The organism is Streptomyces sp. NPDC001093 (assembly GCF_040298985.1).
Lineage (GTDB): Bacteria > Actinomycetota > Actinomycetes > Streptomycetales > Streptomycetaceae > Streptomyces.
In genome coordinates this window covers 37464-49453 of record NZ_JBEPBF010000044.1, presented here as the reverse complement: position 1 = coordinate 49453, position 11990 = coordinate 37464, and the positions used below count along the sequence as shown (strand labels likewise).

Below are 11990 nucleotides of genomic sequence, written 5' to 3'. Positions count from 1 at the left end.
CCGCCGTGGCCTCGCTCGTGACGCGCTGAAGAGGCACTGGAGAGCCCCGGGTTCGCGATTGACCGGCTACCGCACCATCCGTTGGATGAGAACTCATGAGCCAGATTCCGCAAGCTCCTTCAACACGCTCCCGGGAATTCCGACACGAGCGACGCAGGGCGGTCATTCTCCATGGCTGACCGCTTGTTGGAATCACCGGCGGAACGCATGGAATTGAGTGCGGGCGAAGAGAACTCGCTGCGCCTGCTGAGCGATCCGGCCCCCCGCGCCATGACCCGCCGGCCACGCCGCGCCGCCGTGGTCCGCGCGCACCGCACCGTCACCTTCGCCGAACTGCGGCGGACCGGGCTCCCACCTGGCGACCGGATGGCCGTCGCCCTCGAGGATCCGGCGAGCGTCCTCGCGCCGCTGCCCGCGACGACCGCCACCGCAGTCGTGGACGTCCTGGCGGAACCCGAGCCGCCCGGCCACGCCGCCGCACGCCTCCTCGCCGATGACGCACCCACCTGCGTGATCGCCGACGCCTCCTCGTCGCTCGCCCCGAACCTTCCGGTACGGCGGCCGGGCCCGGCCCTGCCCGTGGTGGGAGCCGGCCCCGCCGGCCGACCCGGGCACGGCCCGGCCGTGCGCCTCCTGCACGCCCCGGGGTCCCCGGGCGGGCCCGAAGTCGTGGTCGGCAGGCACGCCGAGGTGGTGTGCCGCGTCCCCGGCGGCGATCGTCGGCCGCGGCCTTTCCTTCCGCCCGGCCGCCGGCCGCACCGGTTGGTTTCCCTGGCCGCCCTGATCCCGTCCGGCTTTGTGCGCATCCTGCACGCCCCGGGGTCCTCGGGCGGGCCCGAAGTCGTGGTCGGCAGGGACGCCGAGGTGGTGTGTCGCGTCCCCGGCGTCGATCGTCGGCCGCGGCCTTTCCTTCCGCCCGGCCGCCGGCCGCACCGGTTGGTTTCCCTGGCCGCCCTGATCCCGTCCGGCTTTGTGCGCGTCCTGCACGCCCCGGGGTCCTCGGGCGGGCCCGAAGTCGTGGTCGGCAGGGACGCCGAGGTGGTGTGCCGGGTCCCCGGCGTCGATCGTCGGCCGTGGCTGACGCCCCCGGGCCCCGGCCGACTCGCGCGTTCTCGGCCCCCTCACCGCCTGCCCCGTACCGCCGGATGCGGCGCACCGTGCGCGGGAGCGGTCGGCCTTGGGCACCGGTGACGCCGCGCCGGCCCGCCGTATCGATCCGCCCTGCCCGTGGTGGGAGCCGGACCCGGCGGCCGGCCCGGGCACGGCAGGCCGCGCGGACGTACTGGGGTGGATGCCGCACCCCACCGTCGCGCCGCGCGGTCCCGCACAGCCCGGGTGGCTGACCTGCGGGGCCGGGCGGAGCCCGGACGTCCTCGCCGTGCGGAGCGGCCCGTGGGCGGCGGCGCACGGACGCGCGCCGTCCCGCGAGGTGCTCCGCGACGAGGCCGCCGCCCTGGACGGGCGCGGCCGGTGCGGTCCGCCGCCACGCGCTCCGGGGCGCCGCGGCCACCCGGCGCAGCGGGCACGCCGCGGGAACCGCGCAGGCCGGGCGCCTTCGAGGACGAGTTGCCGGACCGGCCCAGGGACGTCCTGGCCACGGCGGCCCCGGGACGGGGGCCATCAGACGAGTGGGAGATGACATCGTGTCGACGAAGAAGCGAGTGTGTCTGATCGCGGCCAGGGAGCCGCTGCTGCGGCGCGCCGCCGCGCTGGGCCTGGAGGTCCTGTCGGTGCAGACGCCGGAGGAGTTCCGCAAGCTACCGGCGGACCTCACCGACGCGGTGACCACGCTGGCGCTGGACTACCACGACCGGGACCTGCTGGTCGAAACCGTGCGGGCGCTGCACGCCGCGCGGCCGCTGGACGGTGTCTTCACCGTCTACGAGGAGGCCCTGCTGCCGGCCGCGCACCTGGTCGACGCGCTCGGACTGCCCGGTGCGTCGTACGAGACCGTGAAGCTGCTGACGGACAAATGGGCGATGCGCGAGCATCTGCGGCAGGCCGGGGTCGGCACCGTCGCGGCGGCACTCGGCCGGGGCGAGGCGGATCTGGCGGCCTTCGGGGCCGAGCACGGCTACCCGTTCATCGCCAAGCCGGTGGCGGGTTCGGCGAGCCTCGGCATCTTCCGGGTGGACTCCGCGCACGAGGTCCCCTCCGTGGCGGAGCGGTTGCGGGAGGTCGGGCTCGACCTGTTCCTCATGGAGGAGTTCCTCGACGGCCACGAGATCAGCGTCGACGGCATCAGCTTCCACGGGCGCTACGTCATGCTGGCCGTCTGCGACAAGATCACCGGCCCCGGTTTCATCGAGTTCGGCCACTCGCTGCCGGCCGCGCTCGACGCCGAACAGCTCCGGTCCGTCGAGGAGTTGGTCTCCGGGTTCCTGGACTGCGTCGGTCTCACCGAAGGGCTCTCGCACGTCGAGGTCAAGCTCACCAGCGCCGGTCCGAAGATCGTCGAGGGACACAACCGGCGCGGCGGTGACCGGCTGAACACCATGACCGACGCGGTGTACGGCGTCGACCTGGAGGAGCTGGGTCTGGCCTGGGCGGCCGGCGTGGCCGAGGCGCTGCCCGCCTCGCCCGAGGCCCGGTGCGGCGCCGCCGTGTCCTTCTACACCGCAGAGCGGGGTGTGGTGCGCGAGGTGCTGGGCGCCGAGGAGGTGCGGGCCCACCCGCAGGTTCTCGAACTGCACGTCAACTTCCCCGTGGGCAACACGGTTCCCCGGCTGCGCTGGTCCCTGGACCGGGCCGGGTACGTCGTCGTCCGGGCCGGCACGGCCCAGGAGGCCCGCGTACTCGCCCAGGACCTCGCGTCCCGGATCCAGCTCGTGGTCGACCCCGTGGCACCGGACGTCGCCGCCGACGACGCCGGTCACCGCGACCTGATCGGCGAGCTCGACCAGGCGTCCCGCCTGGGATACCGGACGTCCTGAGTCGCACCTGCCCCGCCCTCCTGCCGGCCCGCACGAGACGACAGCGGAGTGACCATGCACGTGAGCACATCGACCCTGATGGACCTGGTGGACCGGCAGTGCGCCCGCACCCCGGACGCGGTGGCCGTCGTCAGCGACGGCGAGACGCTGACGTACGGGCAGCTCGCGCGGCGCTCGGAGGCCCTCGCCGCGCGGCTGCGCGCGCTCGGCGCGGGGCCCGACCGGGTGGTCGCCCTGGCCCTGCAGCGGTCGGCCCCCCTGGCCGTGGCGGTCGTCGGCGTGATCAGGGCGGGCGCCGCCTATCTGCCCCTCGCGCCGGAGGACCCGCCGGACCGGCTGCGGCTGCTCGTCGAGGACTCGAACGCCGTCGCGGTCCTCACGACACCCGACGCGATGGCGACCGGGCCGTGGGCGGTGCCCGTCCTCGACCCGGCCGAGCCGTCGGACGCGGCGCCCCGCCCCGGTGGGCCCGCGCCGGTGGCGCCCACGGGCGGCGACCTGGCGTACCTCATCTACACCTCGGGCTCCACCGGCCTGCCCAAGGGCGTGCTGACCGAGCACGCGGCCATCGTCAACCGGCTGGAGTGGATGCAGCGGGCGCTGCCGATCGGTCCGGGCGACACCGTCCTGCAGAAGACGCCGTACACCTTCGACGTGTCGGTGTGGGAACTGTTCTGGCCGCTGATCACCGGCGCCCGGCTGGTGTTCGCCCGGCCGGGCGGCCACCGTGACCCGCGCTATCTGCTGGACACGGTCCACCGGCACCAGGTGACGGTCACCCACTTCGTGCCGAGCATGCTGGAGGAGTTCCTCAAGGAGCTGCCGGACCGCAGAGCCGCGTCGCTGCGGCGGGTGCTGGTCAGCGGCGAGGAGCTCAAGCCACGGGTGCGGGACCGTTTCTTCGAGGTTCTGCCCACCGCCGAACTGCACAACCTGTACGGCCCCACCGAGGCCGCCATCGACGTGACGCACTGGCAGTGCGCCCCGGGCGAGGACCCGGACCGGGTGCCCATCGGACGGGCCATCGACAAAGCCCGGCTCTACGTCCTCGACGCGGAGCTGCGCCCCGTTCCGCAGGGGGAACCCGGCGAGCTGTGCATCGGCGGACCGGTCATCGCCCGCGGCTACCTCAACCGGCCGGAGGAACAGCGGACCCGCTTCGTACCGGATCCGTACGCGGACGAGCCGGGCGCCCGGCTCTACCGCACCGGAGACCTGGCCTCGCAGCGCGCCGACGGTGTCGTCGACTACCACGGGCGGATCGACAACCAGGTCAAACTGGGCGGCGTGCGCATCGAGGCGGGCGAGGTGGAGGCCGCCCTGGAGGCGCTCGAGGACGTCGAGCAGGCCGTGGTGGGCCTGCGTACCTGGCCCACGGGCAGGCCGGTGCTGGTCGGCTGGACAACCGGGCGGTTCGGCCCCGAAGGGCCCGCGGGCGTCCGGGAGCGACTGCTGCGGACGCTGCCCGCGGCCTTCGTGCCCGGTGTGCTGATTCCGCTCGAACAGCTGCCGCTGAGCCGGCACGGCAAGGTGGACCGTGCGAAGCTGCCGTGGCCGCCGCCGGGGGAGGGGACCGGTGCGCCGCAGGAGCCGGAAGCCGCCTCCGTCCCCGGCGACGCGGAGCCGGCCGGCGTGGTCGCCCGGGTGCACCGGATCTGGCGGGAGATGGTGGGCCGCGCCCCGCTGCAGGAGCCCAACTTCCATGTGGCCGGCGGGGACTCGCTGCTTGCCGGCCAGCTGGTGGCCGCCGTGTGCCGGGAGTTCGACATCGACCTCTCCACGGCGGACTTCCTTCGGACCCCGCACATCGAGGGTCTGGTCCTGATGGTCGACAAGGCGCTCGCCTCCGGCGGGCGGGAGTCCGCCCGGGTGCTGCCGGTGCCCCGGACCGGCCGGCTGCCCCTGTCGTCGGCGCAGCGCCGGATGTGGCTGCTGCACCGGTCCGATCCCCGGGACGTGGCGATGAACATCCACGGCGGGCTGCGGCTGACCGGACCGATCGACCGGGCCGTCGCCACCCGCGTCCTCACGGAACTGACACACCGTCACGAGGTGCTGCGCACCACCTTCCCCGACTTCGACGGCCGGCCGGTCCCGGTGGTCGGTGAGGTCACCGCGATCGAGGTGCCGCTGCTGGAGTGCCGGGGCCTGAGCGCGCCCGAACGGGACCGCGCGGCGCGGGCGGCCTGCGCCGAGATCGGCGCGGCGCCGTTCGACCTCGCGGGCGGCCCCCTCGTACGGGCCCGGCTGCTGTCGTTCGCGGACGACGACCACTTCCTGGCCCTCGGCCTGCACCACATCGTCACCGACGGCTGGTCCTGGTCGGTGCTCGCTCACGACTTCGCCCGCCTGTGGGCCGAGGACGGCGACGGGCTGCGCGAGCTGCCCGTGCAGTACCAGGACTACGCGGCCTGGGAGGCGGCGGTGCCGGAGAGCGAGGAGGACGTGGCGTACTGGCGCGAGGTGCTGCGCGACCCGCCGCCGCCCCCGCGGCCGGCCGGATCTCCCGGGCGCCCCCAGGAGCTGAGCATCGCCGCGGACGTCACCGAGGTGGTGTGGCCCGACGGCTTCGCCGACCGGCTCGGCGCGTTCTGCGCCCGGCACGAGGTCACGGCCTTCACCGTGCTCCTCGCCGGGTACGCGCTGCTGCTGGGCCGGCTCGCCCAGCAGGAGGACGTCATCGTCGCCGCACCTGTGGCGAACCGCACCGGTGTCGACGTCGCACCCCTCGTCGGCTGCTTCATCAACACCCTGCCGCTGCGTCTGCAACTGGACGAGGACCAGACCTTCACGGAGCTGCTGGACCGGGCCCGGGCCGTCGCGACCGCCGCGCAGGCCCACGGACGGCTGCCTATCGAGCGGATGCCGCTGGCCGACGCCGACCGCGGTCCCGGCCGGTCCCCCCTGCTGCAGGCGCTCCTCGTCGTGCAGAACACACCGCCGTGGCACGCGGAGCACCTCGGCCGCCGGGTCGAGGTGGTCGAGCTGCCGAGCCCGCGCACCCACTATCTGCTGAAGCTCGAAGTCCTCGCCCTGGCACCGCCGTTGCCGACCCGCCTGGTGTACGCGGCCGACGCGCTGGACGCCGACCGGGCCGCGACGATCGCCGCACAACTGGTCACCCTGCTCGACCAGGCCCTGACAGAGCCGGACGGGTACGTCTACGACTTCTCGCTCCTCGACCCCCAGCGCCGATGAGTCCGCACCCCCTGCCGCAACCGACCCGGAGGAACTCGCCGTCATGACCTCGCACAGCAGCCAGGCGGGCCCGCTGACCGCCACCGCGCCGGCTCTGCCGACCGCGGCGCAGGCATCGGCCCCCCTTCCGTTCACCGTTCCCGCACCGCTGACCGCACAGGTGGAGCGCCTCGCCGCCGAGGCGCCCGACCGCCCCGCGGTGCGCCGCGGCACGCGGGAGTGGACCTACCGCGACCTCGCCGAGACGGCCCGCCGCGTCGCCTCCGGCCTGGTGGCGGCGGGGGTCGCACCGGGCGAGACCGTAGCGGTGCGGGGCGGGCGCGGCTTCGGGACGGTGGCCGCGCTCCTCGGCGTCATGCGCGCCCGGGCCGTGCTGCTGCTCCTGGACCCGGCCCAGGCGGCGGACCGCAGCCGGATCCTGCTGGAGGAGGCGGGCGCCCGTTTCGTGGTGGCCACCGACGACGCAGGCGACGGCGCGGACCGGAAGGTGCTGCGGTACGCGGAGCTGGCGGCGACCGAGCCCGCGGCGCTCGCCGAGGTGGACGCCCAGGACCCGGCGTATGTGATCTTCACGTCCGGCACCACGGGACGCCCCAAAGGAGTGCTCGGCTGGCACGGCGCGCTCGCGCACTACGTGGACTGGGAACAGTCCCGGTACGGCTTCGGGCCGCACGACCGGGTCGCGCAGATCGCCTCGTTCTCCTTCGACGCCGTACTGCGCGACGTGTTCCTCGCACTGGGCTGCGGGGCCACCCTGAGCCTGCCGCCGACGGACCGTCCCTTCGAGGACCCGGAGGGGCTGCTCGAATGGTTCGACGAAGAGGGCGTCACCGTCGTCCACACCGTCCCCAGCGTGCTCGCGTCCTGGCTGCACGCCGCCCAGGACGCGGGCCCCTCGCTGCGCCGCGTCCGGCTGCTGGGGCTGGCCGGGGAACCTCTCTCCGGCGCCCTGGTGCGCCGCTGGCGTGCCCGGTTCCCCGAGTTCACCGGCCTGGTGCTCAATCTCTACGGGACCACCGAGGGAACCATTCTGCAGTCCTGCTACGAGGTGCCCGAGGACACCGACGACGCGGCCCTTCCCGTGGGCGCGCCGATCGGCGACACCCAGCTGCTGGTGCTCAACCGCCGCGGCGCCCTGTGCGGCGTGGGCGAGCCCGGTGAAGTCGTCGTCCGCTCGCCGTTTCTGACCCGTGGCTATCTGGAGCCGTCCGCCGAGTCCGGGTTCGGCACCAACCCCTTCCGCCAGGACCCGGCCGACCGGGTCTACCGCACGGGCGACGTGGGCCGCTGGGACGCCGACGGCACCCTGTTCATCGCCGGGCGCCTCGACGACCAGGTCAAACTGCGCGGCGTGCGGGTGCAGCCGTCCGAGGTGGCCGCCGTGCTGGCCGCGCACCCGGCGGTGCGGCAGGCCGCGACGGTCGTGCGCACGGCCGAGAGCGGCGGCCCGGAGCTCGTCGGGTACGTGGTGCTCGGCCAGGACGCACCCGCCACCTGGCAGCAGGAGCTGCGGGACCTGGTGGCGGCCCGGGTGTCCACCGCCGCCGTACCCGCCCACCTGCTCGCCCTCGACGCCCTGCCGCTGGCCGGGAACGGCAAGCTGGACCGCACCCGGCTGCCCGCTCCTGCCTCCGCCGCCGAACGGCCCGCCGGGGACGAGGAGCCGGTGACGGATCCGCTGGAGCAGAAGGTCGCCGCCGTCTGGGCGCGGATCCTGGGCCTCGCTCCCTCGGCCGTGCCGCGCGGACGGCACTTCTTCGAGCTGGGCGGCGACTCCCTGACGATGGTGCGCGTGCTCTCCCGGCTGCGCCGGGAAACCGGTGCCGACGTGGGCATGCAGGACTTCTTCCGGCACCCCACGGTCGCCGGGCTCGCCGCGGTGGCCCGCGACAGCGGGGCCGGCGCCGAGAGCGGCGACACGATCACCCGGCGCACCCGCAGCGGGCCGCTGCCGCTGTCCCAGGAGCAGGAGGGCCTGTGGTTCGTCCACCAGGTGGCCCCGGACAGCTTCGCCTACCACATGGCCGGGGCCTTCGAGGTGGCACCGGGCACGGCGGTGGAGGACGTCGAGCGCGCACTGAGCCAGTTGCTGCGGCGCCACGAAGCGCTGCGCACGGTTTTCCGTCCGGGCGAGAGGGGCGATGGCCGGCCCGTGCAGATCGTGCTCGACACGACGGTGCCCGACCTGGCCGTGCTGCCCGCGGCCGAGGACCGCGCCGCGGCGCTCGGCGCGCTCGCCGCCGCTGCCGCACAGCCCTTCGACCTGGCCCAGGGGCCGCTGCTGCGGGCCCGGCTGGTGGCCGAGCCGCGGGGACTGCTCCTCGGGCTGACCGTGCACCACATCGTGTGCGACGGCTGGTCGTGGGAGGTGATGGCGAGCGAGCTGAACGCGGCCCTGGACGGCCGCGGTCCGGTCGCCCAGGCACTGCCGTTGAGCTACGGCGACTACGCGGTGTGGCAGCACGAGCAGACCGACGAGACCGAGCTGGAGCGTCATCTGGCCTTCTGGACCGGGAAACTGGCCGACGCCCCCCAGCTCGATCTGCCGCTGAGCAGGCCCCGGCCGGCCCGGCTCACGCACCACGGCAAGGTGCAGCGCTTCACGCTGGACGTGTCGCTCGCCGCGGAGCTCGACCGGTTCTGCCACGAGCACGGCTTCACCCGCTACATGGCGCTGCTGACCGCCTTCGGCCTGCTGCTGTCCCGGTCCGCCTACCAGGACGAGGTGGTGGTCGGCGTGGACAGCGCCGGGCGTGACCACGCCGAGCTGGAGCAGACGGTCGGCTTCTTCGTGCGCACCCACGCGGTGCGCATGGGCTTCGCGGACTCACCCGGGTTCCTGCAGGCGGTGCAGCGCGTGCACGACACCTTCCTGGAGTCGTACCCGCACCAGGACGTCCCCTTCTCCCGGATCGTGGAGGCGCTGAACCCGGAGCGCGACCCGAGCCGCACCCCGCTGTTCCAGGTGCTGTTCCGCATGCCGCCGAGCGGGCTGCGCACCGAGCCGGCGACCGCGCTGCGCCCGGTGGACCTCGAGGGCACCTTCGTGACCTCCAAGTTCGATCTGACCCTGATGGTGCGGGCCGCCGACGACGGCCTGGTCTGCGAACTGGAGTACAACACCGACCTGTTCGACGACGAGGTCGCCGAGGCGCTGGGCACCCGGTACCGCGACCTGCTCGCCGAGGCCGTGCGCGCCCCCCGCATCCCGGAGTCGGCCCTGCTCGTCCCGGCCGGGCGCGAGGACGCCCGGGAGACCCGCGAGACGGGGACCCCGCCCTCGGCGCACGGTCTGTTCGCCGAGGCCGCGCGGCGCGCACCGGGAGCGGTGGCGGTACGCGCGGGCGAGCGGGCCTGGACGTACGCCGAACTCGCCGACACGGTACGGGCGCTGGACGCGGCCCTCCCCGAGCGTGCCGTCGTCGCCGTGGTCGGCGGAGGCAGCCTCGCCTCGGTCGCGGCGCTCGTCGCCGCCACGGACCGCGGCCGCGTGGCCGTGCCGGTGGACGCCTCGCTGCCCCCGGTGCGGCGCCGGCAGATGCTGGCCCGGGCCGGCGCCCAGCTGGCCGTCGTGATCGACGAGCCGGACGCGGCACTGCCGGTGCCCACCCTGCACGTCACGGCCGACGCCCGGTTCACGACCACCGCGCCGGACCTGTCGGCGCTCCCCGTGTGCCGGGTGCCCGACGACGCGGCCTACGTCTTCTTCACCTCCGGCACCACGGGCGAGCCCAAGCCGGTCCTCGGGATGCGGCGCTCCCTCGACCACTTCGTGGACTGGGAGCGCCGGGAGTTCGCCGTCGGCGCCCACGACCGGGTGGCCCAGCTGACCTCGTACTCGTTCGACGCGGTGCTGCGCGATGTCTTCCTGCCGCTGTCCTGCGGCGGCACGGTCGTGCTGCCCGCACCGGGTGTGCGCGACGACGCCCTTCGCCTGCTGCAGTGGCTGGAGAGCGAACGGATCACGGTGCTGCACACCACGCCCAGCGTGCTGGGCTCGCTGCTCGCCGTCGGCGCGGACGCCGACGGGGTGGGGCTGCGCGCGCTGCGCCTGGTCTGCCTGGCCGGTGAGCCGCTGCTCGACGCCACGGTGAGCGGCTTCCGCCGGCTGTTCGCCGACTGCGCGGCCAAGGTGGTGAACTTCTACGGGCCGACCGAGACCACCATGATCAAGAGCTGGTTCGAGGTGCCCGCGCACCCCGTCCCCGGGGTGCAGCCGGTGGGCCGCCCGTTGCCCGGCACCCGGATCCTCCTGCTCGGCCGCGACGGACGGCCGTGTGCGCCCGGTGAGCGCGGCGAGATCGTCATCGACACGCCCTTCGGCACCCTCGGCTACCTCACCCCTCCGCAGGGACCGGGACTGCTCGACGTCCTGCCGGGCATCCATGGTGTGCCCTACCGGACCGGCGACATCGGAGTCGAGCGGCCCGACGGGACGCTCGTCGCGCAGGGGCGGCGCGACGGACTGCTCAAGATCCGCGGGGTGCGGGTGCATCCCGCGGAGATAGCGGCGGCGGCCCTGACGCATCCGGACGTCGCCGCCTGCCACGTCGAGGCCGTCACCCAGGACGGCGGCACCCAGCTGGTCGCCTTCGTCGCTCCGCGCGAGGGCACCGCCGTCGGCACCGAGGCGCTGCGCCGGCACCTGGCGGAACGCCTGGCCGCTCCGGTGGTGCCGGGGCTGCTGTTCACCGTGCCCGCGCTGCCGCTGCTGCCCAACGGCAAGGTGGACCGGCGGGCGCTGCTCGACCGGTCCCGGCCCGCCGCCGGACGCCGGCCCGCCCCGCCGAGCACACCGACCGAGCAGGCGCTGGCACGGATCTGGGGCGAGCTGCTGCGCCAGGACGAACTCGGCGTCCACGACGACTTCTTCGAGATCGGCGGACACTCCCTGCTCGCCACCGTCATGATCACCCGGGTGCGCAAGCAGCTGGGCGCCCAGCTGTCGCTGCGTCAGGTCCTGGAGATGCCCCGGATCGCCGAACTCGCCCGGGCCGTCGACTCCGCCCGCGGCGAGGAGAACCCGGCCGAGGACGGCCAGCTGGTCCGGCTCTCCGGCGGCTCGGGCACCCGCCCGCTGTTCTGCGTCCACGGCATCGGCGGGGACGTCCTGCCGTTCAGGCCGCTGGCCGAGGAACTCGGCGACGACGGACCGGTCCTGGCGTTCCGCGCCCAGGGCACCGACCTCGGCGAGAAGCCGCGGGGCGACATCCGCCAGATGGCCGCGGCCTACCTCTTCGAGATGCGCAAGGTGCAGCCCAGCGGGCCCTACCGGATCGCGGGCTGGTCGCTGGGCGGTCTGGTGGCGTACGAGATCGCCCGCCAGCTCTCCTTCGACGGCGAGCGCACCGAACTGCTGCTCCTGATCGACACGTACGCGCCCGGCACGCGTGCCTACGACGGGTTCGACGGCGATGCCCGCGCCCGCGCACGCTCCTTCACCGCCGAACTCGCCGGTACGGGGTTCCCCGGCGACATCCCCGACGCCGAGTCCCTCGCCCTTCCGGACGGTTCGGCGGGCGGCCCCGACGAGGAACTGCGCCGACGCTTCAAGACGTACCTGGCCCACTCCACGGCGGCCGCCCGCTACCGGCCCAGCGCCCGGCGGCTCCAGGTCGACCGGTTCCTGCTGGTGCGGGCCACCGGCCAGGAACGCCCCGAGGGCACCTCGGCGGCGCTCGGCTGGGAACGGTTCACCGGTGGCGAGGGGCCGGACGTGCTGCCGGTCGACGCCGACCACTACTCCGCGCTGCGGCAGCCCGCGGTCGCCTCCTTCGCCGGTCGTCTGCGGGAGGCCGGAACAGAGAGCTGACGGCACATCCCGCCCCGACCGCCGCCGCACCACACGGAGGTAAGCGC

At 74.6% G+C, this 11990-nt stretch carries 4 protein-coding genes; all 4 read left to right on the top strand.

Annotated elements, in window-relative coordinates; translation table 11 throughout:
- Positions 1-207 precede the first annotated feature (207 nt).
- The 4 genes from ABT288_RS22565 to ABT288_RS22550 all read left to right on the top strand — a co-directional run bounded on the left by ABT288_RS22565 (position 208) and on the right by ABT288_RS22550 (position 11943).
- Positions 208-1191 carry a hypothetical protein gene (locus ABT288_RS22565; protein WP_351610568.1) on the top strand — a complete coding sequence of 328 codons (984 nt, stop codon included), beginning with the start codon at positions 208-210 and terminating at the stop codon, positions 1189-1191.
- A gap of 452 nt (positions 1192-1643) precedes the next feature.
- On the top strand, positions 1644-2933 hold the full coding sequence (locus ABT288_RS22560) for an ATP-grasp domain-containing protein (RefSeq protein WP_351610565.1): 1290 nt from the start codon (positions 1644-1646) through the stop codon (positions 2931-2933).
- Positions 2934-2993: 60 nt separating this feature from the next.
- Positions 2994-6131, top strand: a complete 3138-nt coding sequence (locus tag ABT288_RS22555) for a non-ribosomal peptide synthetase (RefSeq protein WP_351610562.1) — start codon at positions 2994-2996, stop codon at positions 6129-6131.
- A gap of 43 nt (positions 6132-6174) precedes the next feature.
- A complete protein-coding gene (locus ABT288_RS22550) occupies positions 6175-11943 on the top strand; it encodes a non-ribosomal peptide synthetase (RefSeq protein ID WP_351610559.1) in 5769 nt (1922 codons plus the stop codon).
- Positions 11944-11990: the final 47 nt, after the last annotated feature.